Genomic DNA, 24,534 nt, shown 5'->3' with positions numbered 1-24,534 from the left:
TTCCGCAGGAGGCCTGTTCCCGTGCCCGAACTTCCCGAGGTCGAGGTCGTCCGCCGCGGTCTGGCGAACTGGGTCGCCGGGCGGACCGTCGCCGACGTCCAGGTGCTGCACCCGCGCGCGGTGCGCCGCCAGCCCGCCGGCGCCGCCGACTTCACCGCCCGGCTGACCGGCACCACCCTCGGCACCGCGCAGCGGCGCGGCAAGTACCTGTGGGTGCCGCTGGCGGGGTCCGGCGCGGGCTTCTCGCTGATCGGCCACCTCGGCATGAGCGGCCAACTCCTCGTCCAGGACCCGTCCGTACCCGACGAGACGCACCTGCGGGTGCGGCTGCGGTTCGCCGACGGCGGGCGCGAACTGCGCTTCGTCGACCAGCGGACCTTCGGCGCCCTCGCGGTCGAGGAGGCCGAGGACGGCGACCCGGAGGGCACGCCGCTCTCCATCGCGCACATCGCCCGCGACCCGCTCGACCCGCGCTTCGACGACGCCGCCTTCGCGGCCGCGCTGCGGGCCAAGCGCACCACCGTGAAGCGGGCGCTGCTCGACCAGACGCTGATCAGCGGGGTCGGCAACATCTACGCCGACGAGGCGCTCTGGCGCTCCCGGCTGCACTACGACCGCCCGACCGCGACGCTCACCCGCCCGCAGGCCGCCGAACTGCTTGCGAACGCCCGCGAGGTGATGACGGCGGCGCTCGCCGTCGGCGGTACCAGCTTCGACAGCCTGTACGTCAACGTGAACGGCGAGAGCGGCTACTTCTCCCGCGACCTCGACGCGTACGGCCGCGAGCACGAGCCCTGCCGCCGCTGCGGCACCCCGATCCGGCGGGCCGCCTGGATGAACCGCTCCAGCTACTTCTGCCCCCGCTGCCAGCGGGTGCCGCGGGTCCGCAGCGGGGGCTGACAGCAGGGGCAGGGGGCGGGGGCCGGGGAGCTCAGTGCTTGGCGAGTTCCGGCTGGTCGGCCGCCGCCTCGCCGGGGGAGCCGTGGGTGTCCTGGCCGAAGTAGGCGACCCCGACCGCGGACACCACCGCGAGCAGGAAGCCGACCACGCCGAGCCAGCCCAGGCCGGACTTGGAGGAGTCGCCGAGCCAGAGCACGCCGATCGCGCCGGGCAGCACCGTCTCGCCGACCACCAGCGCTGCCGTCGCGCCGTTCACCGAGCCGATCTGCAGTGCCACGGTGTGCACGTACATGCCGCCGATGCCGCCGACCAGGATCGCGTACAGCGCCGGGTCGGAGAGCAGCTTGGCGAGGTCGAACGGGTCGATGCCGTTCAGGATGCGCACGCCGACGCCCAGCGCGCCGAAGCCCAGGCCGGAGAGCAGACCGGCGACGATCGCGCCCTTGGAGCCCATCCGCCGCACCAGCAGGCCACCGCCGACCAGCAGCACGGTGGTGACCAGCAGCAGGCCCCAGTGGAAGGCCATCGACGCGTGGTGGCCGCCCTCCGGGCCGGCCGAGACGGCCAGCAGCACCAGCGCCGAGCAGAGCACGCCGATCGAGGCCCACTCCAGCTGCTTGAGCCGGATGCCGAGCAGCTTGATGCTCAGCACCGCGGTGATCACCAGGTTGGCGCTGATGATGGTCTGCGAGAGGAACAGCGGCAGCAGCCGCGCGGCCAGCGCGCCCAGCCCGAAGCCGATCAGGTCGAGCACCGTGCCGACGATGAACTCCCAGGTGACGGCAGCCTTCGCGGTGGAGGACAGGCTCGGCCCGCCGTGCTCGGTGGTGGCGCCGGCGGCGCCCTTGGCGGCCTCCTCGCGCGCGGAGCGGCGGGATCCGACGGCCTGGAGGACTGAGCCGGTGCCGTAGCAGGCGGATGCCGCCACGGCGGTGACGAGGCCGATGATCACCGGGTGCTCCGATCGGGAGATGGGTCAAGAACAGGTAATGGGACCAGTGGTCCGGGACCACTATGCCCGTCCGCGCGGTACGGTCGGCGCACCGCCCGGAACACCCTGGGCCCGCCGGGACGTACGTCCGGGCGCCGGCCGCGGTTCCCGCGCACCGCCCGGATCAGGGGCGAGTGGGGGAAACATCATCCCCGAGGAGGGGCGCGGCCCCGGCGGTCGGCGGGGAATCTTGTCACTACCAGTATGCGAAGGGTATGCCGTGCCTTGACGCCCGTCGGGGTAGCGTCGAGGGCATGAGAACCCTTGCACGACGTTCCCGGGGCGCCGGGCCGCTTGCCCTGGTGGCGGCGCTGCTGGGGCTGCTGCTCCTGCTCGCACCGACGGCCTCGGCCGCGGGCGGGCTGGACGACGCGGCCTCCACCCTGAAGCAGGGTCGGGTCTACGTCGACCCGGCGATGACCAGCCGATTCAGCCAGAGCCAGGCCGACGCCCTGACCGAGAAGATCAAGAAGGCCGACAAGCCGATCTTCGTCGCGGTCGTCCCGGCCAGCGCCCCCTACGGCGAGCGGACCGTCTTCAACGACCTGCGCACCAAGGTCGGCATCGACGGTGCCTACGCGATCTGGCGCGGTGACCAGTTCGCGGCCAAGGCCGACCGCGGCGCGATGTCGCAGGGCAGCGCCGAGCGGATCGCCGGCGCCGCCTTCCGCTCCCACAACGGCGACATCGACGCCACCCTGAACGAGTTCGTCGACAGCGCCGCCCCGCAGGCCAAGGGCACCGGGGTGAACCACAGCACCTCGATCGCCTGGGTGGTCATCCCGGTCGTGCTGCTCGCGCTGGCCGGTGCCGGCGTCTTCCTCCTCTTCCGCCGCGCCAAGGCGCGCAAGGAGGAGCAGGCCCGGACCGAGCTGGAGCAGCTGCGCCGGGTGGTCGACGAGGACATCACCGCCTTCGGCGAGGAACTGGACCGGCTCGACTTCAACCCGGCCGCGACCGACGCCGACGACACCCAGCGCACCGACTACACCCACGCCCTGGACTCGTACGAGAAGGCCAAGCGGCTGATGGACGAGGCCAAGCGGCCGGACGACGTCAAGCCGGTCACCGAGGCGCTGGAGGACGGCCGGTTCGCGCTGGCCACCCTGGCCGCCCGGCGGGAGAAGCGTCCGGTGCCCGAGCGCAGGCCCCCGTGCTTCTTCGACCCGCGCCACGGCCCCTCGGTCAAGGACGTCGACTGGGCCCCGGCCGACGGCGCCGCCCGCACCGTCCCGGTCTGCCGGTCCGACGCGGACCGGCTGGCCGCCGGCCTCGACCCGGCCATCCGCACCGTCGAGACCGAGCACGGCCCGCAGCCGTACTGGAACGCCGGCCCGGCCTACGCCCCCTGGGCGGGCGGCTACTTCGGCGGATTCGGCGGCGGCCTGCTGCCGGGCCTGCTGGTCGGCACCATGCTCGGCTCGATGATCAGCAGCCCGGCCTACGCCGCGGCGCCGATGATGGACCAGGGCTACCAGGACCAGCACGAGGGCGGCGACTTCACCGGCGCCGACTTCAACTCCTCCGACTTCAGCGGTGGCTTCGGCGACGGCGGCGGCTTCGGTGGCGGGGACTTCGGTGGCGGCGGCGACTTCGGCGGCGGCGACTGGTGACCCGCTGAGCCCCACCGCGACACCCCTGCGGCCCCGCCGGACTTCCTCCGGCGGGGCCGCTCCGCGTGGTCGACGGCCCCGTGGAGCTGTGACCGTCGGACACGCCTTAGGCTCGGGGCATGCACGGTCGCGACGCCCACAGTGAGGAACCGGTCCGGGTGACCGCCTGGGTCCGGGGGAAGGTCCAGCAGGTCGGGTTCCGCTGGTGGACCAGGGCACGGGCGCTGGAGACCGGCCTGACCGGCTACGCGAGCAACCTCGGGGACGGCCGGGTGCAGGTGGTCGCCGAGGGACTGGCCGCCGACTGCGAACTGCTGCTGGACCTGCTGCGCGGCCCGGGAACCCCGGGCGAGGTCAGCGGCGTCACCGAGATCTGGACGGCCGTGGGCCCCGGCTACGAGGGCTTCGAGATCCGCTGAGCCCGGCCACACCCGCGCGGGCCGGAACTGATCGGCAACTGCCGGTGTCATGCGGTTGCCATTCGGGCAGACTCGTGGTTGACTCCGCATCGAACGATGATCCACGAGCAGCTGGTGGACCCGGCCCGAGGCCCCCAGGCGTGACGACACCGCCAGGCAGGTGACAGGGTCGCGGTAGCGTGCGGTGATCGTGTTGACCCTTTCCGTCTTTGGTGAGACGCTGGAAGCCCGCGCACACGACCGCGTTTTCCCGGCAGGCGTCTGCCCTCGTGAGCCCAGCTCACGATGGTTGTGCCGTAAGTGCCCAGCCAGCACTACCGGTGACGCGCCGCGCGTGCGTCCCCCTTCCCCCTAGACCTGTACCGTTCCGGTTCGGTCACTCAGCGTGGAGGACCATTCATCATGGCAAAGGCGCTTCTCGGGTACGTCGGCGGCCCCGACCCGCGAATGCTCTCCGAGATGCGACGGCTTCAGCAGCGCGTCCAGGACCTTGAATCCGAGCTCCTTCGGATGCAGGCCGAGAACGACGCGCTCGCCGCTGTCGCTGACGGGCACTCGCTGCTCAACAGCATCGATCTGGATCAGCGGGAGCCGGCTCTCACCTGAGTCCCGCCCGGTCCTCGCAGATCGACGCCGCTGTGCACTGAGCCGCTCCGAAAGGGACGCAGCTTGCAAGGGACGCCCGGTTGTGGCGTCCCTTCGTCGTGTCCGGGCCCGGGACGCACGGCCCGCCGGGGATACAGTCGCCGTTGACGACAGGCCCCGGGCCCTGGCGAGCGACGAGGAGACCGGCCGCGTGCACCTGAAGAGTCTGACGCTGCGCGGGTTCAAGTCCTTCGCCTCCAGCACCACCCTGCGCTTCGAGCCCGGCATCACCTGCGTGGTCGGCCCGAACGGCTCCGGCAAGTCGAACGTCGTCGACGCGCTGTCCTGGGTGATGGGGGAGCAGGGCGCCAAGTCGCTGCGCGGCGGCAAGATGGAGGACGTCATCTTCGCCGGGACCAGCGGGCGCGCCCCGCTCGGCCGGGCCGAGGTCAGCCTCACCATCGACAACGCCGACGGCGCCCTGCCGATCGACTACACCGAGGTGACCATCACCCGGACCATGTTCCGCAACGGCGGCAGCGAGTACGCGCTCAACGGCGAGACCTGCCGCCTGCTGGACATCCAGGAGCTCCTCTCCGACTCCGGCATCGGCCGCGAGATGCACGTCATCGTCGGCCAGGGCCAGCTGGACTCCGTCCTGCACGCCGACCCGATGGGCCGCCGCGCCTTCATCGAGGAGGCGGCCGGCGTCCTCAAGCACCGCAAGCGCAAGGAGAAGGCGCTGCGGAAACTGGACGCGATGCAGGTCAACCTCAACCGCGTCCAGGACCTGGTGGCAGAACTGCGCCGCCAGCTCGGACCGCTCGGCCGGCAGGCCAGGATCGCCCGCCGCGCCGCCGGCATCCAGGCCGACCTGCGCGACGCCCGGCTGCGGCTGCTCGCCGACGACCTGCTGGCCCTCCGGCAGGCCGTCGAGGCCGAGATCGCCGACGAGCTGGCACTGCGGCTGCGCCGCACCACCGTCGAGCAGGAACTGGCCGGTGTCGTCCAGCGCGAGGCCGTGCTGGAGGCGCAGGTCCAGCAGCTCGGCCCGAGCCTGGAGGCCGCCCGGCAGACCTGGTACCGGCTCTCCGCCCTAGCCGAGCGCACCCGCGGCACCATCGGACTGGCCGAGGCCCGCGCCCGGCACGCCGCCGCGGGCGGGCAGGCCGAGGAGCGGCGCGGCCGCGATCCCGAGGAACTGGAACGGGAGGCCGCGCGGGTCCGCGAGGACGAGGCCGCGCTGGCCGAGGCGCTGGAGGAGGCGCAGTACGCGCTGGCCGAGGCGGTCGAACGCAGGAGTGAACTGGAGCGCGGGCTGGCCACCGAGGAGCGTCGCCTGCGGGACGCCGCCCGGGCCATCGCGGACCGCCGGGAGGGCCTGGCCCGGTTGCAGGGGCAGGCCGCCGCCGCCCGCTCCAAGGCGGCCTGCGCCGAAGCGGAGATCGGCCGGCTGACCGAGGCCGGCGGCGAGGCGCTGCTGCGGGCCGAGGCCGCCCAGGCCGAGTACGAGGAGCTCCAACGGCAGGTCGGCGGCCCCGCCGGGGACGACGAGCAGGCCGAGGCCGCCCACCAGGAGGCCCGGGAGCGGCTCGCCGCCGTCGAACGCGACCTCGCCGCCGCCCGGGAGGCGGCCGGCGCCGCCGAGCGCGAACGGGCCGGACTCACCGCGCGGCACGAGGCGCTCTCCCTCGGACTGCGCCGCAAGGACGGCACCGGCGCCCTGCTCGACGCGGGGGAGCGGCTGAGCGGACTGCGCGGCCCCGCGGCCGCGCTGCTGCGGATCGCCCCCGGGTACGAGGTGCCGGTGGCGGCGGCGCTCGGCGCGGCCGCCGACGCGGTCGCCGTCGACTCGCCCGGCACCGCCGCCGAGGCGCTGCGGCTGCTGCGCGCCGAGGACGCCGGCCGGGCCGCGCTGCTGATCGAGGACGCCGGCCGGGCCGCGCTGCCGATCGCGGGTGCCGGTGAACCGCTCGCCGGCGTCGGGGAGTTGCCGGACGGAGCCCGCTGGGCCGCCGAACTCGTCGACGGGCCGGCCGGGTTGGTCGGTGCCGCGCGGGGCCTGCTGGCCCGGGTGGCGGTCGTCGACACCCTCGACGAGGCGCTGCGGCTGGTCGCCGACCACCCCGGGCTGACCGCCGTCACCGCCGCCGGGGACCGGCTCGGCGCCGACTTCGCGCAGGGCGGATCCGACGGTGTGCCGAGCCTGCTGGAGATCCGGGCGGCGGTCGAGGAGGCCGCCCGGGAGATCGCCGAACTCACCCTCCGTTGCGCCGAGTCGGCCGTACACCTGGCCGAACTCGCCGAGCAGCGACGGGAGTCGGCCGCCGCCGTGGAGCAACTCGCCGAGCAGCGGCGGCGGCAGGAGAAGGAGCGCGCCCAGGTCGCGGGTGCGCTCGGCCGCCTCGGCGGGCAGGCCAGGGCCGCCGCCGGCGAGGCCGAGCGGCTGTCCGCCGCCGCCGCGCGGGCCGACCAGGGCCTGGCGGAAATCCTCGCCACCGCAGAGGAGTTGGCCGAACGCCTGGCAGCGGCCGAGGACTCGGAGGACGCCGGGGAGGACGAGCCGGACACCGCCGAGCAGCAGCGGCTGGCCGAGGCCGCCACCGGCTCCCGGCAGGCCGAGCTGGAGGCCAGGCTCGCGGTGCGCACCCACGAGGAGCGGGTCCGCGCGCTCGCCGGCCGGGCGGACCAGCTGGACCGGGCCGCCCGCGCCGAGCGCGAGACGCGCGCCCGGGCCGCCGAGCGCCGCCGACGCGCCGAGCACGACGCCGGGGTGGCGAACGCCGTCGCGGCGGGCGCCCGGCAGCTGCTGGCCTGCCTGGAGGTGTCGCTGTCCCGCGCGGACGCCGGGCGGGCGGCGGTCGAGCAGGCGCGCGCCGAGCGCGAGACCGAACTGCGGGCGCACCGCGAGCACGGCCGCGGCCTCAAGGAGGAACTGGACAAACTGGTCGACGCCGGCCACCGGGACGAGGTGCTGCGGGCCGAGAAGCGGCTGCGGATCGAGCAGTTGGAGGCCCGGGCGCTGGAGGAGTTCGGCATCGACGGCGGCGAACTGCTCGCCACCTACGGGCCGGACCAGCCCGTCCCACCGTCGACCTCGGAAGAAGGAGGGGAACCGGGCGAGCCGCGCCCGTACGACCGGGCCGAGCAGGAGAAGCGACTCAGGGCGGCCGAGAAGGCGTACCAGCAACTGGGCAAGGTCAACCCGCTGGCACTGGAGGAGTTCGCGGCGCTGGAGGAGCGCCACCAGTTCCTCGGGGAGCAACTGGACGACCTCAAGCGCAGCCGGCGCGACCTGTTGGACATCGTCCGGGAGGTGGACGAGCGGGTCGAGCAGCTGTTCGCCTCGGCGTACCACGACACCGCCGCCCAGTTCGAGGGCGTCTTCGCCCGGCTGTTCCCCGGCGGCGAGGGGCGGCTGGTGCTGACCGACCCCGACCACATGCTCACCACCGGCGTCGAGGTGGAGGCCCGCCCACCGGGCAAGAAGGTCAAGCGGCTGTCGCTGCTGTCCGGCGGCGAGCGCTCGCTGACCGCGGTGGCACTGCTGGTGGCGATCTTCAAGGCCAGGCCCAGCCCGTTCTACGTGATGGACGAGGTGGAGGCGGCGCTCGACGAGACCAACCTGCGCCGGCTGGTCGGGATCATGGAGGAGCTGCGGGAGAGCTCCCAGCTGATCGTGATCACCCACCAGAAGCTGACCATGGAGTCCGCGGACGCCCTCTACGGCGTGACCATGAAGGGCGACGGCATCTCACAGGTGATCAGCCAGCGGCTGCGCGTCGGGGCACCTCCCGGCCGCCGGTCCGGAGGAGGACACCGGGAGCGGCCGGAGGCCGTCCGTACCGCATCGGCGTAGGGCGGCTGCGGTCCATCCGGGCTCCGGTCGCGGATACTGGAGCAGTTATGGAATACGTGATCCTTGCCGTAGTCATCGCCGTGGTCGCCATCGGCGCGATCGCCGGCCTCGTCGTTTCCGGCAGACGACGCCAGCAACTGCCCCCGAAGTCGCAGTCGCCGGTCATCACGGCGCCGCCGACCACCCCGCAGGAGCCCCAGGTCGGCGAGGAGGCCGCGCCGCCGACCGAGGAGCCCCGCCGCACCGTCGAGGAGGTGCAGCTCCCCGAGACCGAGGCTCCGACCGAAGCCTCGACCGGAGCCCCGGCCACGGCCCCGACCGAGGTCGAGGTCGAGGCCGCCGAGGCCGAGACGGCACCCGCCGTCGAGGTCCCCGAGCCCACCGCGGGCCGGCTGGTCCGGCTGCGCTCCCGGCTTTCCCGCTCGCAGAACTCGCTCGGCAAGGGCCTGCTCTCGCTGCTCTCCCGCGAGCACCTGGACGAGGACACCTGGGAGGAGATCGAGGAGACCCTGCTGACCGCCGACGTCGGCGTGGCCCCCACCCAGGAGCTGGTCGAGCGGCTGCGCACCCGGGTGAAGGTGCTCGGCACCCGGACACCCGACGAACTGCGCGCCCTGCTGCGCGAGGAGCTCGTCGAGCTGATCGGCAAGGACGCCGACCGCACCGTCCGCTCCACCAAGCACGCGGAGGGGCCGGCCGTGGTCCTGGTGGTCGGCGTCAACGGCGTCGGCAAGACCACCACCACCGGCAAGCTCGCCCGCGTCCTGGTCGCCGACGGCCGCAAGGTGGTGCTCGGCGCCGCCGACACCTTCCGGGCCGCCGCCGCCGACCAGCTGCAGACCTGGGGCGAGCGGGTCGGTGCGCGCACCGTGCGCGGACCGGAGGGCGGTGACCCGGCCTCGATCGCGTTCGACGCGGTCAAGGAGGGCATCGCCGAGGGCGCCGACACCGTGCTGGTGGACACCGCCGGCCGACTGCACACCAAGACCGGCCTGATGGACGAGCTGGGCAAGGTCAAGCGGGTCGTCGAGAAGCACGGCCCGGTGGACGAGGTGCTGCTGGTGCTGGACGCCACCACCGGCCAGAACGGCCTGATCCAGGCCCGGGTGTTCGCCGAGGTGGTCGACATCACCGGCATCGTGCTGACCAAGCTGGACGGCACCGCCAAGGGCGGCATCGTGGTCGCGGTCCAGCGCGACCTGGGCGTGCCGGTCAAGCTGGTCGGCCTGGGCGAGGGTGCGGACGACCTGGCGCCGTTCGAGCCGGGCGCGTTCGTGGACGCGCTGATCGGGGACTGAGGCCCCGTACGCACGAAGGGTCCGCTCCGCGAGGGGCGGGCCCTTTCGCGTTGCCGCCCGGGACCGGAGGAGCGTGCCGGGGCGGAGGAGCGCGCCGAGCTGGAGGGGCGCACGCCGAGGCGCGTGGGGCGGGTGGGGCGCGCTGAGGCCTACGAGGCGAGCCAGGCGGGTTCGGCGGTGCGCTCGCGGCCGCGGTGGCAGGCGTAGGCGAGGGTGCCGAGCAGCAGCCGGGCCTCGGGCGGGCAGCCGGCGTTGTCGCGGGTGGGGCGGCGCAGCCAGCGGACCGGGCCGAGCGCGCCGAGCACGGTGGGCGGGGCGGCGACGTAGCTGCCCTCGCCGTGGCAGGTGAGGTCGAGCGCGGCGTCGTCCCAGCCCATCCGGTAGAGCAGGTCGGGCAGTCGGCGGGCGGCGCCGGCGGCGACCAGGAACTGCAGCCGGCCGGTGGGCGCGGCGAGCACCGGGCCGACCTGGGTGCCCATCCGCTCCAGCCGGACCAGCGCCTGCAGTCCGGCCTGCTCGGGAACGTCCAGGACGTCGAAGGCGCGGCCGGTGGGGAACAGCACCGAGCCCCCGGCGCGCGCCTCCCGGGACCGGTCCTCGCCGCCGGGTACGGGATGCAGGCCGGGCGCGGCGCAGCGGTCGGAGCCGCAGGGACAGCGGGTCGGGGCGGTGGCGGAGCCGGCCGGGGCGCCGGTGGCGACCGTCCAGCCCCAGCGGCCGGTGTACTCCGCGGCGGCTTGGGACGCGGTGACCTTGGTGCGGCGGCGCGCGCCCAGCGGCGTCAACCGCAGGTGTCCCAGTCGAAGTTCGCCGAACAGGTTGTCCATGCCTCCCCCAACAGGTTCCCGTCGCCGATGGTTACGGGATGGTGACTGTGTGTTGATTGTCCGTTGCGTGGTGCGTTGTGCGGTGGCGGCGTGCAGCGCCCGGTGTGCGCCTGTCGTGGTGGTGCGCCTCGAGCGCCGCCTTGTGGCTGGCGGCACCGATGCCGGATCGTGGGGTGGGCGAGGCGGCCGCCGATCAGGGTGGGCGGCGAACTCGCCTGTGACTGCGGTGGGTTGCCGGGGCTGCCGGGTTTCGCCGGTGGCCTTGGCGGCCCGCATATGCCGGGCCGTCGGACCTACCTAGTGAAGCGCGTGGGCCGTGGCTTCGGTTCACTCGTGGGGGTGGCGAAAGGTGGCGTTTCGCCAGGGCCGCTCCCGTGGGCGCCGCGCGGGGCATTACGTTCAGCACACGGACGTCTTCGTGGAATCGACTCCGGTCCGACAGGGCGCGGGAGTTGGGAACCTGACGGTCCGTCCGTAACGATGGCACACCAGTGCGAGAGCGTGGTACGGCAACACCTCAGGCACGGCACGTCTGGCAAGGGCCCGAAACCGTCGGGCGTCACGATCGGGGCCCCGAGGGGGCCGGGCGGGATGGGGACGTTCCCATGGCAGAGAAGCAACCCAACGAGAAGCTGACCACCTGGTTCGCCCGCAGCGGCTGGTCCAAGGGCGAGCTGGCCCGCCAGGTCAACCGCCGGGCCCGGCAGATCGGCGCCCACCACGTGTCCACCGACACCTCGCGGGTGCGCCGCTGGCTCGACGGCGAACAGCCCCGCGAGCCGATTCCCAAGATCATGTCGGAGCTCTTCTCCGAGCGCTTCGGCTCGGTGGTCTCGATCGAGGACCTCGGCCTGCGCGCCGCGATCCCGGTCTCCACCGTGGGCGGCGGCGTCGACCTGCCGTGGAGCGCGCCGCAGACCGTCCAGCTGATCAGCGACTACTCCCGCAGCGACCTGATGCTCAACCGCCGGGGCTTCCTCGGCACCTCGCTCGCGCTGACCGCCGGCGCCGCGCTGATCGAGCCGATGCAGCGCTGGCTCACCCCCGGCCCGACCGGCGCCCCCACCCCGATCCTCGCCGCGGCCAACGGCGGCGACCCGTTCACCGGCCGGCTGTCCGAGCCCGAGCTCGAACTGCTGGAGCAGACCACGGTCATGTTCCGGCAGTGGGACGCGCAGAACGGCGGCGGGCTGCGCCGCAAGGCCGTCGTCGGCCAGCTCCACGAGGTCACCGACCTGCTCCAGGAGACGTACAACGAGAACACCACCCGGCGGCTGTTCCGGCTCACCGCCGAACTCGCCCACCTGGCCGGGTGGATGTCGTACGACGTCGGGATGCACCCGAGTGCGCAGAAGTACTACGTGCTGGCCCTGCACGCCGCCAAGGAGGCCGGGGACCGCCCGTTCGGCGCACTCATCCTCACCGACATGAGCCGCCAGATGATCCACCTCAACCGGGGCGAGGACGCCCTGGAGCTGATCCACCTGGCGCAGTACGGCAGCCGGGACACCGCCAGCGCGCGCCAGCAGTCCCTGCTGTACGCGATGGAGGCGCGCGCCTACGCCACCATCGGCGAGGTGAACCGCTGCGCCCGGGCCGTCCGGCTGGCCGAGGACACCTTCACCGACATCCGCGAGGGGGAGGCGGAGCCGGACTGGCTGAAGTTCTTCTCGCCGGCCGAGCTGAACGCCGAGAACGCGCACTCCTTCCGCGACCTCGCGTACCACTCCGACAACGCCCAGCTGTACGCCTCGATGTCCGCGCCGGTGATGGAGCGCGCGGTCGACCTGTTCCGCCAGGACGGCGACCACGTGCGCTCGTACGCCTTCAACCTGATCGGCATGGCCAGCGTCCACCTGCTGCAGCGGGAGGCCGAGCAGGCCGCGGTGATGGCCGAGCAGGCGGTGGACATCGCCACCAAGGTGCGCTCGGAGCGGCTGAACTCCCGGGTCCGCAAGACCACCGAGGCCGCGGCCGCCCGGTTCAAGGGCGTGGACGCGGTGAGCCGGCTCAAGGAGCGCGTCGTCCAGGACATCCCCGAGTACGTCTCGGTGGTCTGAGCACCCCGAGCCCGTGGGCCGCGGACCCGGCCCGAGGACCCCGCCGACCGTGACGGCCGCCGCCGCCACGGTCGGTGGCCGTCGTGCCACCGGCCGTCCCGTTCGGCGGCACGGTAACCCGTTCGGCCCTGCGGCGCGGCCGTCGTTCACGCAGGTGTAACCCGGGCGTCGCACGCGTCACGGCCGCGAAACAACGAGCCGCACTGGCCGAAACCAGCCTTCGGCACTCTCCTCTTCATCGCCGACACCCCGGGTGGCACGGGACGGGTAATCCGGGTTTGGATCGGCTTCCACGCAGAGGAGACGCCGATGCCGGACGGCTTCAGCGCGGGCGACACCGCCTTCGTGCTCATCAGTGCGGCCCTGGTCATGGTGATGACCCCGGGCCTGGCCTTCTTCTACGGGGGCATGGTCAGGGCCAAGAGCACCCTGAACATGCTGGCGATGAGCTTCCTCTCGCTCGGCATCGTCAGCGTGCTCTGGGTCCTCTACGGGTACTCGCTCAGCTTCGGACCCGACTCCTTCGCCGGTCTGATCGGCAACCTGGACTTCCTCGGGATGCGCGGCATCGGCCTGAACGACCTCACCGGGACCATCCCGGTCACCGCGTTCGCCACCTTCCAGCTGATGTTCGCGATCATCACCCCGGCGCTGATCAGCGGCGCGATCGCGGACCGGGCCAAGTTCGGCGCCTGGGGCCTGTTCATCGCGCTCTGGGTGACCGTCGTCTACTTCCCGGTCGCGCACTGGGTGTTCTTCTTCGACGGCGGCCACGGCGGCTGGCTGGGCGACCGCAACGGCGTGATCGACTTCGCCGGCGGCACGGCCGTGCACATCAACGCGGGCGTGGCCGGCCTCGCGCTCTGCCTGGTGCTGGGCAAGCGGGTCGGCTTCAAGAAGGACCCGATGCGCCCGCACAGCCTGCCGCTGGTGATGCTCGGCTCCGGGCTGCTGTGGTTCGGCTGGTTCGGCTTCAACGCGGGCTCGGCGCTGGCCGCCAACGGCGTCGCCGCGATGGCGATGGTCAACACCCAGGTCGCCACCGGTGCGGCGCTGGTCGGCTGGCTGGTCTACGAGAAGCTCAGGCACGGCGCGTTCACCACGCTGGGCGCCGCCTCCGGCGCGGTGGCCGGCCTGGTCGCGATCACCCCGGCCTGCGGCTCGGTCAGCCCGCTGGGCGCGGTGGCGATCGGCCTGATCGCCGGCGCGGTCTGCGCCGCCGCGGTCAGCCTCAAGTACCGCCTCGGCTTCGACGACTCGCTCGACGTGGTCGGCGTGCACGCGGTGGGCGGCGCGATCGGCTCGCTGCTGATCGGCCTGTTCGCCACCGGCGGGGTCGGCCAGACCGCCAAGGGCCTGTTCTACGGCGGCGGGCCGGCGCAGCTCGGCAAGCAGGCGATGGGCGTGGCCGTGGTCGCGGCGTACTCCTTCGTCCTCTCCTGGCTGCTGGCGAAGGCGATCGACAGGACGGTCGGCTTCCGGGTCGCCGAGGAGGTCGAGGTGGCCGGTATCGACCAGGCCGAACACGCCGAGTCCGCCTACGATTTCAGCGCGGTGGGCGCGGGCCTGGCGCGGGCCCTGCCGGGCCTGGTCGGTGCCGCGGCGGCCGCGAGGTCCGCGGAGAAGCCCGCCACCGGGAAGACCGCCGCCAAGGCCGCTGGGAAGGCCGCCGACAAGACCACCGCCGAGCCCGCCGAGAAGACCGAGGTCGACGCCCGATGAAGCTCATCACCGCCGTGATCAAGCCGTACCGCCTGGACGAGGTGAAGGCCGCCCTACAGGCCTTCGGGGTGCACGGCCTGACCGTCACCGAGGCCAGCGGCTACGGCCGCCAGCGCGGCCACACCGAGGTCTACCGGGGCGCCGAGTACACCGTGGACCTGGTCCCCAAGGTCAGAATCGAGGTGCTGGTCGAGGACGAGGACGCCGACGAGCTGATCGAGGTCCTGGTGAAGGCCGCCCGGACCGGCAAGATCGGCGACGGCAAGGTCTGGAGCGTCCCGGTCGACACCGCCGTCCGGGTCCGCACCGGCGAGCGCGGGCCGGACGCCCTCTGAGGGACCTTCGCCGAGGGCCCTTCGTCGAGAGACCTTCGCCGAGGGCCCTGAACCGTAGGGCCCGCCGCAGGCGGGCCCGCCGCCCCCGAGGGGTCGCGGGTCCGCCGACGGCGCATCGGCGCCGGGCCGCCCGCAGGCCGCCCGCGGACCTCCCCGCAGCCGCCCGCAGGCCGTCCGGCGCCGCCCGCTCAACCGCACGACGGACGGGACCACGCCATGACCACCGAGACCAGCCCTCCCGACTACGGCGCCGCCCGGGCCGCGCTGCTCGCCGGCCCCGGCCCGGCCGGGCGGCCCCGCCGCGCGGCTCTCGCCCGGCTCACCGACGACTGGCTGGCAGGTCTGCTCGCGGCCGCCGACGGCCCGCCCGGCGTCGCGCTGGTCGCGGTCGGCGGCTACGGGCGCGGCGAGCTGTCCCCGCGCAGCGACCTCGACGTCCTGCTGCTGCACGACGGCCGGCTCGACCCCGACCTGCCCGAGCGGATCTGGTACCCGGTCTGGGACGCGGGCGCCGCGCTCGACCACTCGGTGCGCACCGTCGCCGAGGCCCGGTCCGTCGCCGCCGCCGACCTCAAGGCCCAGCTCGGCCTGCTGGACGCCCGACACCTCGCCGGGGACCAGGCGCTCACCGCCGCCCTGCGCTCCGCCGTGCTCACCGACTGGCGCGCGAGCGCCCCCGCGCGCCTGCCGGAGCTGCGCGACCTCGGGCGGGAGCGGGCCGAGCGGCACGGCGAGCTGTCGTTCCTGCTGGAGCCCGACCTCAAGGAGGCCCGCGGCGGCCTGCGCGACGCCGTCGCGCTCAACGCCGTCGCCGCGACCTGGCTCGCCGACGCCCCCCGGGACGGCCTGGACGCCGCCGCGCTGCGGCTCGCCGACGTCCGCGACGCGCTGCACCTGGCCACCGGCCGGGCCACCGAGCGGCTCGGCCTCCAGGACCAGGACCAGGTCGCCGAACGGCTCGGCGTGCTGGACGCCGACACCCTGCTGCGCCAGGTCTACGAGGCCGCCCGCACCATCGCCTACGCGAGTGACGTCACCTGGCGGGCGGTGGACCGGGTGCTCGCCGCCCGGTCCGGCCGGGGCCGCCGGGCCGCCCGGCCGGCCTTCCCGTTCACCGGCGCCGGGCGCGGCGCGGGCGCGGTGGCCCGGGGCACGGTCGCGCGCCGACCGCTCGCCGAGGGCGTGGTCGAGCAGGACGGGGAGGCGGTGCTCGCCCAGGGCGCCCGCCCGGCCGCCGACCCGGTGCTGCCGCTGCGCGCCGCGGCCGCCGCCGCGCAGAACGGGCTCACCGTCTCGTACGCGACGGTGCGCCGGCTGGCCGCCGAGTGCCGCCCGCTGCCGGTGCCCTGGCCGGACGAGGCGCGCGAGCAGCTGGTCACCCTGCTGGGCGCGGGCGAGGCGGCCGTCCCGGTGTGGGAGGCGCTGGAGGCGGAGGGACTGGTCACCCGGCTGCTGCCGGACTGGGAGCGGGTGCGCTGCCGTCCGCAGCGCAACGCCGTGCACCGCTGGACGGTCGACCGGCACCTGGTGGAGACGGCGGTGCGGGCCGCGGCGATGACCCGCCGGGTGGCCCGGCCGGACCTCCTGCTGGTCGCCGCGCTGCTGCACGACATCGGCAAGGGCTGGCCCGGCGACCACAGCGAGGCCGGCGAGGTCATCGTCCGTGACGTCGCCGCCCGGATGGGCTTCGGCCCCGAGGACACCGAGACCCTGGCGGTGCTGGTCCGCCACCACCTGACCCTGGTCGACACCGCGACCCGACGGGACCCGGACGACCCGGCCACCGTCGAGGCGATCACCAAGGTGGTCGGCACCGCGGCACAACTGGAGCTGCTGCACGTGCTCACCGAGGCGGACGCGCTGGCCACCGGCCCGGCCGCGTGGAGCGGCTGGCGGGCCTCGCTGGTGGACGGCCTGGCGGCCCGGGTCGCCGCCCGGCTGGCCGGCGCCTACGCCGCGCCCGTGGAGGCCGCGCCGACCGCCGCGCAGGAGCGGCTCGCGGTGGAGGCCGCCCGGACCGGCGGGCCCGCCCTGTCGCTGCTGGCGCAGTCCGAGGGGGCGGACCCGGGCGCCGAGCCGATGGGCGTCGAGTTGACGCTGGCCGTCCCGGACCGGCCCGGACTGCTCGGCACCGTCGCCGGGGTGCTCGCGCTGCACCGGCTGGCCGTCCGCTCGGCCGGCCTGCGCGAGCTGGACCCGATCGGCGCCGGCCCGGTGCTGCTGCTGTCCTGGCGGGTGGCCGCCGAGTTCGGCGAGCTGCCGGAGGCCGCCCGGCTGCGGGCCGACCTGCGCCGGGCGCTGGACGGCTCGCTGGACGTCTCGCGCCGGCTGGCCGAGCGGGACGCCGCCGCCCCGCGCCGCCGGGGCATCCCCACCCCGCCGCCGGTGGTCGCGGTGGCGCCCGCGGTGGCCTCGGCGACCGCGACCGTCCTGGAGGTTCGCGCGCACGACGCCCCGGGGCTGCTGCACCGGATCGGCCGGGCGCTGGACGGGGCGGGCGTGCGGGTGCGGACGGCGCACGTCTCGACGCTGGGCGCGGAGGCCGTCGACTCCTTCTACCTGACCGACGGGGCGGGCCGGCCGCTCGCCGCCGGGCGGGCGGGGGAGGTGGCGGCGGCGGTCCGGGCGGCGCTGGGCTGAGTCGCGCCGGGGCCCGCCGGATTCCGCCGGGGTCGGTCCGCCGGGGTCCGCCGACGCCTGCCGAGGTCCGTTCCAAGGCCTGTTCCGAGGCCCGTTCCGAGGTCGTGGCAACCCGGGTGGAGACCATACCCGGGGCGGCCGGATACCCTGGTGGGCGACGACCGTACCGATACCGATGCCGCAGAGGACCCGCGACGACGTGTTCGACACTCTTTCCGATCGCCTCGCAGCGACGTTCAAGAACCTCCGGGGCAAGGGCCGCCTGAGCGAGGCGGACATCGACGCCACCGCCCGCGAGATCCGCATCGCGCTGCTGGAGGCGGACGTCGCGCTGCCGGTCGTGCGGGCCTTCATCAAGCAGGTCAAGGAGCGGGCGGCCGGCGCCGAGGTCTCGGGCGCGCTCAACCCCGCGCAGCAGATCATCAAGATCGTCAACGAGGAGCTCATCGCGATCCTCGGCGGCGAGACCCGCCGGGTCCGGTTCGCGAAGAGCGGCCCGACGGTGATCATGCTCGCCGGTCTGCAGGGTGCCGGTAAGACCACCCTCGCGGGCAAGCTCGGCCACTGGCTGAAGAGCCAGAAGCACACCCCGCTGCTGGTCGCCTGCGACCTCCAGCGGCCCAACGCCGTCAACCAGCTCCAGGTGGTCGCCGAGCGCGCCGGTGTGGCCTTCTACGGCCCGCAGCCGGGCAACGGCGTCGGCGACCCGGTGCAGGTGGCCAAGGACTCGATCGAGTACGCCAAGCAGAAGCAGTACGACGTCGTCGTCGTCGACACCGCCGGACGCCTGGGCATCGACGCCGAGCTGATGCAGCAGGCCGCGGACATCCGCGCCGCGGTCAACCCGGACGAGGTCCTGTTCGTCGTCGACGCGATGATCGGCCAGGACGCGGTCACCACCGCGCAGGCCTTCCTCGACGGCGTCGACTTCACCGGTGTCGTGCTCTCCAAGCTCGACGGCGACGCCCGCGGCGGTGCCGCCCTGTCGGTCGCGCACGTCACCGGCCGGCAGATCATGTTCGCCTCCAACGGCGAGAAGGTCGACGACTTCGACGCCTTCCACCCCGACCGGATGGCCTCGCGCATCCTCGGCATGGGTGACGTCCTCTCGCTGATCGAGAAGGCCGAGCAGACCTTCTCGCAGGAGGAGGCCGAGAAGATCGCCGCCAAGCTGCGCGGCGGTCCGAAGGCGTTCACTCTGGACGACTTCCTGTCGCAGCTGGAGCAGGTCCAGAAGATGGGCTCGATCTCCAAGCTGCTGGGGATGCTGCCCGGGATGGGCCAGATCCGCGACCAGATCAACAACATCGACGACAAGGACGTCAACCGGGTCGGCGCGATCATCAAGTCGATGACCCCGGCCGAGCGCGCCGAGCCGGAGCTGATCAACGGCTCCCGCCGGGCCCGCATCGCCAAGGGCTCGGGTGTCCAGGTCGGCGAGGTGAAGAACCTGGTCGAGCGGTTCTTCGACGCCCGCAAGATGATGTCCGCGATGGCCTCCGGCAAGGGCGTGCCCGGCATGCCGGGGATCCCGGGCATGGGCGGCGGCGCCAAGAAGTCCGGCAAGAAGGCCCCGCAGGCCAAGGGCAAGCGCAAGAGCGGCAACCCGCTCAAGCGGGCGCAGGAGGAGGCCGCGGCCGCCCAGCGCCGCGCGCTCGGCCCGGGCGGCGACCAGGACCCGGCCGGCGGCGGCGCGTTCGGCCTCGGCGCGGGCAAGGGCCCGGCCGACTTCGAGCTGCCCAAGGAGTTCAAGGACCTGCTGTAGACCGGTCCGTCGTTCGAGCGGCCCGCCGTCCGGGATCTTCCGGGCGGCGGGCCGCTCGCATGCCCGATGATGGTGGTGTGCGAGTGACGATCAGGGCCCCGCGGGCCGAGGACAAGGACGTGTACGCCGAGGCGGTCCGACGGTCCGCCGACCACATCGGGCGGTGGAACCCGGTCGAGCCGGACGGCCTGGCCGAACTGCTGGACCGCCAGGGGCCGGGCCTGCGCACCTTCCTGATCGTCGACCGGGACACCGGCGGGCTGGTCGGCAAGGTGAACGTCGCCAACATCGTGATGGGCCGGTTCTGCAACGGCGCGCTGGGCTACGACGCGTACCTGCCGTTCGCCGGCACCGGGCGGATGACGGAGGGGCTGCGGCTGGTCCTGGACCGCTGCTTCGCCCCGCAGTCGGCCGGCGGGCTGGGCCTGCACCGGCTGGAGATCAACGTGCAGCCGGACAACGAGCGGTCGGTCGCGATGGCCAAGCGGCTGGGCTTCCGGCACGAGGGCTTCACCCCCCGGATGCTGTTCCTCCAGGGCGACTGGCGGGACCACGAGCGGTTCGCGCTGACCGCCGAGGAGTGGCCGGGCGCCGAGGCGTAGCCACGGGCGGGGCGCCGAGGCCTCTGAGTCACGGGCGGGGATCCGGGCGCAGGCACTGACGGGGCGGCGGGGATCAGGCACTGGCGGGCCCCGTCGCGGCTGGTCAGGGGCGTGCTCGGCGCGGCGTTTCGGGTGGCTCGCCCGAGCCCGCGTCCGTATCGTCCGATGGGTGACCGAACCCGTGCCGCCGCGCCAGACCCCCGACCAGCCCTGGCGCTCCGAGGGCGCCCCGCCCCCGCCGCCGCCCCGCCGCCGGATGCCCGGCGGCTGGATGGGACTCGCCCTCACCGCGCTCGTGGTGTTCCTGATCTCCGACCTGCTGCTGTCCTTCTTCGGCAACGCCGGTGCCACCACGATCTCCTACACCGAGTTCAACAACCAGCTGAACAAGGGCAACATCACCAAGATCTACTCCAAGGGCGACGCGATCGAGGGCACCCTCAAGAGCGCCCAGCCCAAGCCGGACGGCGGCAAGGGCGACTACACCGACTTCGCCACCCAGCGGCCGTCCTTCGCCAACGACAACCTGTGGACCACGCTGCAGCAGCAGGGCGTCGAGGTCACCGCCACCTCCCCGGTGGTCCAGCAGCGCAGCTTCCTCGCCAACCTGCTGATCTCGCTGGCCCCCATGGTGCTGCTGATCCTGATCTGGGTGCTGCTCGCCCGCCGGATGGCCGGCGGGCTGGGCGCCGGCGCGCTCGGCCGCAAGGCCCCGCCCAAGCCGGTCACCGCCGACCAGGGCAAGCGCACCACCTTCGCCGACGTGGCCGGCATCGACGAGGTCGAGGCCGAACTCACCGAGGTGGTCGACTTCCTGAAGAACCCGCAGCAGTACCGCAGGCTCGGCGCCAAGATGCCGCGCGGCGTGCTGCTGAGCGGCCCGCCCGGGACGGGCAAGACCCTGCTCGCCCGGGCCGTCGCCGGCGAGGCGGACGTGCCGTTCTTCTCCGCCTCCGCCTCCGAGTTCATCGAGATGATCGTCGGCGTCGGCGCCAGCCGGGTCCGCGAACTGTTCGCCGAGGCCCGCAAGGTCGCCCCGGCGATCATCTTCATCGACGAGATCGACACCATCGGCCGCCAGCGCGGCGCGGGCGGCGGCATGGGCGGGCACGACGAGCGCGAGCAGACGCTCAACCAGATCCTCACCGAGATGGACGGCTTCACCGGCTCCGAGGGCGTCATCGTGATCGCCGCGACCAACCGCGCGGACGTGCTCGACCCGGCGCTGCTGCGCCCCGGCCGGTTCGACCGGCGGATCACCGTCAGCCCGCCGGACCGGGACGGCCGCGCCGCCATCCTGCGCATCCACACCCGGACCGTCCCGCTGGCCGGCGACGCCGACCTCACCCGGCTGGCCAAGGTCACCCCCGGGATGACCGGCGCCGAACTCGCCAACCTGGTCAACGAGGCCGCCCTGCTGGCCGTCAAGCGCAAGCAGGACGCGGTGAACGAGCGGGACCTCTCGGACGCTCTGGAGAAGGTCCAGCTCGGCGCCGTCCGGCCGCTGGTGATGCCGCAGGAGGAGCGCGAGCGCACGGCCTACCACGAGAGCGGGCACGCGCTGCTGGGCATGCTGCAGCCCGGCGCCGACCCCGTCCGCAAGATCACCATCGTGCCGCGCGGCCGGGCGCTCGGCGTCACCCTGTCCACCCCGGAGAACGACCGCTACTCGTACACCGAGCCCTACCTGCGCGGCCGGATCATCGGCGCGCTCGGCGGGATGGCGGCCGAGCAGGTGGTCTACGGGGTGATCACCACCGGAGCGGAGAGCGACCTGGAGCAGGTCACCAACATCGCCCGCGGGATGGCCGGCCGGTGGGGGATGAGCGAGCGGGTCGGCCGGTTGACCGCGGTGCCCGCCGACCCGCAGGGCGCCTACGGGCTCTCCGCCGCGCCGACCACCCTCGACGCGGTGGACGAGGAGGCCCGGCGGATCGTCGCCGAGTGCTACGAGCACGCGGTACGGCTGCTGACCGAGGAGCGGGCCCGGCTGGACGCGCTGGCGGCGGCGCTGCTGGAGGCGGAGACGCTGGACGAGGAGCAGGCGTACCGGGCGGCCGGGGTGCCGCGGAAGGGCTCTGGCTCCGACGGGAAGTCGCTCGACCAGGCGTGAACCGGCTGGCCGGGGGCGCTCGCCGTGCGGGCGGGCGCCCCCGGTTTCGTCGCTGTCGGATCTGTTGTCGCCCGGGGCCGTCCGATTGCTGCTGGGGGGTCTCGTTCCCGGTGCCGCCGGGGGCTCGTCCGGGCGTCGCCGTGGGCCTCGTTCCCCGCGCCGTCGGGGCCGGTCGGCCTCCGCTACCGGGGCCGTTCGGCGACCAGGTAGCGGAAGACGTTCTCCATCCGGACCGAGCCGTCCGCGCGCAGGTACGGCTGCAGCGCCTCCTCCAGCTCCTTGGCGACCAGCGACGCGCCGGAGAACTCCTCGGCCGCCTCGAACAGGCCGGTGGAGAGCAGGCCGCGCACCGCGCTGTCCAGGTCCGCGTAGGCGAACGGGCAGCTCACCCGCCCGCTGCCGGCCGGGCGCAGGCCGGCCGGGGCGAGCAGGTCCTCCAGCGTGCCGGGCGTGCTCAGCTCGAACGGGTCGCGCGCGGTGGTCCGGCCCGCCCGCCGCCGCGCCACGTCCAGCACCGGGGCGCTCTGGCAGCGCTCCGGAGGGCCCCAGGCGGCCAGCACCACATGCCCGCCCGGGAGGGTCAGCCGGGCGGCCTCGACGACCACCGGACCCGGCTCGGCGCAACCGGGCAACTGCTCGAAGACCGTCACCAGCGAATGGGCCGAGCGGGGGACGGCCGCGATCGGCCGGGCCCCCGCGCACACCCGCAGCCGGCGGCCATGGGCCAGCTCGCGCAGCTCGTCCCGCGGCTCCTGGCCGGTGACCTGGGCACCGCGCCCGGCGGCGAGCAGCAGCGCCAGTCCGGACCGGCAGCCCAGGCCCAGCACGCTGGTCGCCGGGCCGACCTCCAGCCGGTCGTGGACCGCCTCGTAGAGCGGCACCAGCATGCGCTCCTGGATCTCCGCCCAGTCGCGCGCCCGCGCGGGCCGCGCCGCCCCGGGCTGCGGGTGGTGCGGTCGTGCGCCTGTCGGTCGTACGGTCGTGCCGGTCGTCCGAGCTGAAGCCATCGCGGCCTCCCATCCGGTCCTTCGGTGTGCTGCTACGGCTCCCCCAAAGTCCCGCCCCACTCCAGCGAACAGCGGGTCGGGCCCGGCGTCCAGAGGGGTGCAGGGTGGTGCGCGCGTGTCGCGGTCGTGCGCCCCCTGCGGTCGGCGGGTGCCGCCGTCTGCTGCCGGCGGGTGCGCGGTCGTCCGTCCGGCGGGTGCGGTGGTCGTCCGTCCGGCGGCCGCCGGCGTGTTATCGATTCGAAGTCAGGGGGCCGCGCCCCGTACCATTCGGGCCATGGCTAAGGCACCCGTTCTCACCCCTCAGGCGGAAGACTTCCCGCGCTGGTACCAGGACCTCATCAACAAGGCCGAGCTGGCCGACAACGGTCCGGTGCGCGGCACCATGGTCATCCGACCGTACGGCTACGGCCTGTGGGAGCGGATGCAGCAGGAGATGGACGCGCGGATCAAGAAGGCCGGCGCGCAGAACGCCTACTTCCCGATGTTCATCCCGCAGTCCTACCTGACCAGGGAGGCCGAGCACGTCGAGGGCTTCGCCCCCGAGCTCGCGGTGGTCACCCACGGCGGCGGCAAGCAGCTCGACGAGCCGGTCGTCGTCCGGCCCACCTCCGAGACGATCATCAACGAGTACTTCTCGAAGTGGGTGCAGAGCCACCGCGACCTGCCCCTGCTGATCAACCAGTGGGCCAACGTGGTCCGTTGGGAGCTGCGCCCGCGCGTCTTCCTGCGCACCACCGAGTTCCTCTGGCAGGAGGGCCACACCGCCCACGCCACCTACGAGGACGCCCGCGCGTACGCGTCGATGATCCACACCCAGGTCTACGGCGACTTCATGACGAACGTGCTCGGCATCGACGTCGTGCTCGGCCGCAAGACCGCCAAGGAGCGGTTCGCCGGCGCCATCAACACCCTCACCCTGGAGGGCATGATGGGCGACGGCAAGGCGCTGCAGATGGGCACCAGCCACGAGCTGGGCCAGAACTTCGCCAAGGCGTTCAACACGACCTACCAGCTCCAGGGCGCCGAGCGCGAGTACGTCTGGCAGACCTCCTGGGGCGTCTCGACCCGCATGGTCGGCGGCCTGATCATGTCCCACGGCGACGACAACGGCCTGCGGGTGCCCCCGCGACTGGCCGCCGTCCAGGCCGTCGTGCTCGCCATCAAGGGCGACGACGCGGTCATCGCCAAGGTGCGCGAGATCGGCGCCACGCTGGAGGCCGCCGGTGTCCGGGTGGTCGTCGACGACCGCACCGACACCCCGTTCGGCCGCCGCGCGGTGGACTGGGAGCTCAAGGGCGTGCCGCTGCGCATCGAGGTCGGCCCGCGCGACCTCGAGAACGGCACCGCGATGCTGGCCCGCCGGATCCCCGGCGGCAAGGAGCCCGTCTCCATCGACTCCCTGGCCGCGCTGGTCCCGGGCATCCTGGAGGAGGACCAGGCGCTGCTGCTGCGCCAGTCCCGCGAGCGCCGCGAGGCCCGTACCGTCGACGTCAAGACCATCGAGGAGGCCGCCGAGGCCGCCGCGACCGGCTGGGGCCGGATCTCCTGGGCCGACCTCGGTCCGGAGGGCGAGGCCAAGCTCGCCGAGCAGGGCGTTTCGGTGCGCTGCATTGTCGCGGCCGACGGCTCGGTGCCGCTGGCGGACGACCAGGACGGCAATATCGCGATCGTCGCCCGCGCGTACTGATGCCTGTTACCAGCAGGTAATGACCGTTGGCGGCGACATTTGCCCGGAATGCGGATGAGTAAGAATCCGGTAACTGTCCGAGAGGCGCCCCGACCGCGGACATCCCTACTG

17 protein-coding genes are annotated in these 24,534 nt (G+C 73.9%); 14 read left to right on the top strand and 3 right to left on the bottom strand.

Annotation, left to right across the window (positions count from 1 at the left end; translation table 11 throughout):
* Positions 1–21: 21 nt before the first annotated feature.
* On the top strand, positions 22–900 hold the full coding sequence (gene mutM / locus ACFWPI_RS23870) for a bifunctional DNA-formamidopyrimidine glycosylase/DNA-(apurinic or apyrimidinic site) lyase (RefSeq protein ID WP_380376625.1): 879 nt from the start codon (positions 22–24) through the stop codon (positions 898–900).
* Between the two features lie 31 nt (positions 901–931).
* Here the strand turns inward: mutM and ACFWPI_RS23865 are convergent, their stop codons facing one another.
* Entirely contained in the window at positions 932–1,852 is a 921-nt protein-coding gene (locus ACFWPI_RS23865; RefSeq protein ID WP_380376627.1) for a hypothetical protein, read from the bottom strand.
* Between the two features lie 293 nt (positions 1,853–2,145).
* Between ACFWPI_RS23865 and ACFWPI_RS23860 the strand changes: the two genes are divergently transcribed.
* From ACFWPI_RS23860 to ftsY, 5 genes are all read left to right on the top strand, one after another.
* The gene (locus ACFWPI_RS23860) at positions 2,146–3,504 is read left to right on the top strand and encodes a hypothetical protein (protein ID WP_380376630.1); all 1,359 of its coding nucleotides are present in this window, start codon (positions 2,146–2,148) and stop codon (positions 3,502–3,504) included.
* Positions 3,505–3,623: 119 nt separating this feature from the next.
* Positions 3,624–3,923: an acylphosphatase gene (locus ACFWPI_RS23855; protein WP_063347690.1), complete on the top strand. Its 300-nt coding sequence runs from the start codon at positions 3,624–3,626 to the stop codon at positions 3,921–3,923.
* 402 nt (positions 3,924–4,325) lie between these two features.
* The gene (locus ACFWPI_RS23850) at positions 4,326–4,529 is read left to right on the top strand and encodes a hypothetical protein (protein WP_063347689.1); all 204 of its coding nucleotides are present in this window, start codon (positions 4,326–4,328) and stop codon (positions 4,527–4,529) included.
* 190 nt (positions 4,530–4,719) lie between these two features.
* On the top strand, positions 4,720–8,367 hold the full coding sequence (gene smc, locus ACFWPI_RS23845) for a chromosome segregation protein SMC (RefSeq protein ID WP_380376633.1): 3,648 nt from the start codon (positions 4,720–4,722) through the stop codon (positions 8,365–8,367).
* 47 nt (positions 8,368–8,414) lie between these two features.
* Positions 8,415–9,665: a signal recognition particle-docking protein FtsY gene (gene ftsY / locus ACFWPI_RS23840; protein WP_063347687.1), complete on the top strand. Its 1,251-nt coding sequence runs from the start codon at positions 8,415–8,417 to the stop codon at positions 9,663–9,665.
* 149 nt (positions 9,666–9,814) lie between these two features.
* On the opposite strand, the gene ACFWPI_RS23835 is transcribed toward ftsY, so the two are convergent.
* Positions 9,815–10,492 (bottom strand): bifunctional DNA primase/polymerase, encoded by a 678-nt coding sequence (locus tag ACFWPI_RS23835; protein ID WP_063347686.1) that lies wholly within the window; start codon positions 10,490–10,492, stop codon positions 9,815–9,817.
* Between the two features lie 605 nt (positions 10,493–11,097).
* On the opposite strand from ACFWPI_RS23835, the gene ACFWPI_RS23830 reads away from it, so the two are divergent.
* The 7 genes from ACFWPI_RS23830 to ftsH all read left to right on the top strand — a co-directional run bounded on the left by ACFWPI_RS23830 (position 11,098) and on the right by ftsH (position 21,729).
* Positions 11,098–12,552: a hypothetical protein gene (locus ACFWPI_RS23830; protein WP_363375923.1), complete on the top strand. Its 1,455-nt coding sequence runs from the start codon at positions 11,098–11,100 to the stop codon at positions 12,550–12,552.
* A gap of 309 nt (positions 12,553–12,861) precedes the next feature.
* Positions 12,862–14,274 (top strand): ammonium transporter, encoded by a 1,413-nt coding sequence (locus tag ACFWPI_RS23825; protein ID WP_380376637.1) that lies wholly within the window; start codon positions 12,862–12,864, stop codon positions 14,272–14,274.
* Complete coding sequence (locus ACFWPI_RS23820) at positions 14,271–14,609, top strand: P-II family nitrogen regulator (protein ID WP_063347683.1); 339 nt, start codon at positions 14,271–14,273, stop codon at positions 14,607–14,609. The genes ACFWPI_RS23825 and ACFWPI_RS23820 overlap by 4 nt, the downstream gene beginning before the upstream one ends.
* A gap of 216 nt (positions 14,610–14,825) precedes the next feature.
* On the top strand, positions 14,826–17,249 hold the full coding sequence (locus tag ACFWPI_RS23815; protein WP_380376640.1) for a [protein-PII] uridylyltransferase: 2,424 nt from the start codon (positions 14,826–14,828) through the stop codon (positions 17,247–17,249).
* A gap of 199 nt (positions 17,250–17,448) precedes the next feature.
* Positions 17,449–19,014, top strand: coding sequence for a signal recognition particle protein (ffh, locus tag ACFWPI_RS23810; protein ID WP_380376652.1), 1,566 nt, complete (start codon positions 17,449–17,451; stop codon positions 19,012–19,014).
* Between the two features lie 59 nt (positions 19,015–19,073).
* Positions 19,074–19,616, top strand: coding sequence for a GNAT family protein (locus ACFWPI_RS23805; protein WP_363375916.1), 543 nt, complete (start codon positions 19,074–19,076; stop codon positions 19,614–19,616).
* Between the two features lie 169 nt (positions 19,617–19,785).
* Positions 19,786–21,729 carry an ATP-dependent zinc metalloprotease FtsH gene (ftsH, locus tag ACFWPI_RS23800; protein WP_380376643.1) on the top strand — a complete coding sequence of 648 codons (1,944 nt, stop codon included), beginning with the start codon at positions 19,786–19,788 and terminating at the stop codon, positions 21,727–21,729.
* Between the two features lie 182 nt (positions 21,730–21,911).
* Here the strand turns inward: ftsH and ACFWPI_RS23795 are convergent, their stop codons facing one another.
* Positions 21,912–22,736, bottom strand: coding sequence for a class I SAM-dependent methyltransferase (locus tag ACFWPI_RS23795; RefSeq protein WP_380376646.1), 825 nt, complete (start codon positions 22,734–22,736; stop codon positions 21,912–21,914).
* A 274-nt stretch (positions 22,737–23,010) separates the two neighbouring features.
* On the opposite strand from ACFWPI_RS23795, the gene proS reads away from it, so the two are divergent.
* Positions 23,011–24,423: a proline--tRNA ligase gene (proS, locus tag ACFWPI_RS23790; RefSeq protein WP_380376648.1), complete on the top strand. Its 1,413-nt coding sequence runs from the start codon at positions 23,011–23,013 to the stop codon at positions 24,421–24,423.
* Positions 24,424–24,534: the final 111 nt, after the last annotated feature.

Source organism: Kitasatospora sp. NPDC058492, from assembly GCF_042720685.1.
Lineage (GTDB): Bacteria > Actinomycetota > Actinomycetes > Streptomycetales > Streptomycetaceae > Kitasatospora.
This window is presented reverse-complemented; position numbering and strand designations above follow the sequence as displayed.

Bases quoted from the DNA above. Each gene is read 5' to 3' on its own strand.
- ACFWPI_RS23860 (WP_380376630.1), top strand. From the start codon at position 2,146: ATGAGAACCCTTGCACGACGTTCCCGGGGCGCCGGGCCGCTTGCCCTG.
- ACFWPI_RS23855 (WP_063347690.1), top strand. From the start codon at position 3,624: ATGCACGGTCGCGACGCCCACAGTGAGGAACCGGTCCGGGTGACCGCC.
- ACFWPI_RS23850 (WP_063347689.1), top strand. From the start codon at position 4,326: ATGGCAAAGGCGCTTCTCGGGTACGTCGGCGGCCCCGACCCGCGAATG.
- ftsY (WP_063347687.1), top strand. From the start codon at position 8,415: ATGGAATACGTGATCCTTGCCGTAGTCATCGCCGTGGTCGCCATCGGC.
- ACFWPI_RS23835 (WP_063347686.1), bottom strand. From the start codon at position 10,492: ATGGACAACCTGTTCGGCGAACTTCGACTGGGACACCTGCGGTTGACG.
- ACFWPI_RS23830 (WP_363375923.1), top strand. From the start codon at position 11,098: ATGGCAGAGAAGCAACCCAACGAGAAGCTGACCACCTGGTTCGCCCGC.
- ACFWPI_RS23825 (WP_380376637.1), top strand. From the start codon at position 12,862: ATGCCGGACGGCTTCAGCGCGGGCGACACCGCCTTCGTGCTCATCAGT.
- ACFWPI_RS23820 (WP_063347683.1), top strand. From the start codon at position 14,271: ATGAAGCTCATCACCGCCGTGATCAAGCCGTACCGCCTGGACGAGGTG.
- ACFWPI_RS23815 (WP_380376640.1), top strand. From the start codon at position 14,826: ATGACCACCGAGACCAGCCCTCCCGACTACGGCGCCGCCCGGGCCGCG.
- ACFWPI_RS23805 (WP_363375916.1), top strand. From the start codon at position 19,074: ATGCCCGATGATGGTGGTGTGCGAGTGACGATCAGGGCCCCGCGGGCC.
- ACFWPI_RS23795 (WP_380376646.1), bottom strand. From the start codon at position 22,736: ATGGCTTCAGCTCGGACGACCGGCACGACCGTACGACCGACAGGCGCA.
- proS (WP_380376648.1), top strand. From the start codon at position 23,011: ATGGCTAAGGCACCCGTTCTCACCCCTCAGGCGGAAGACTTCCCGCGC.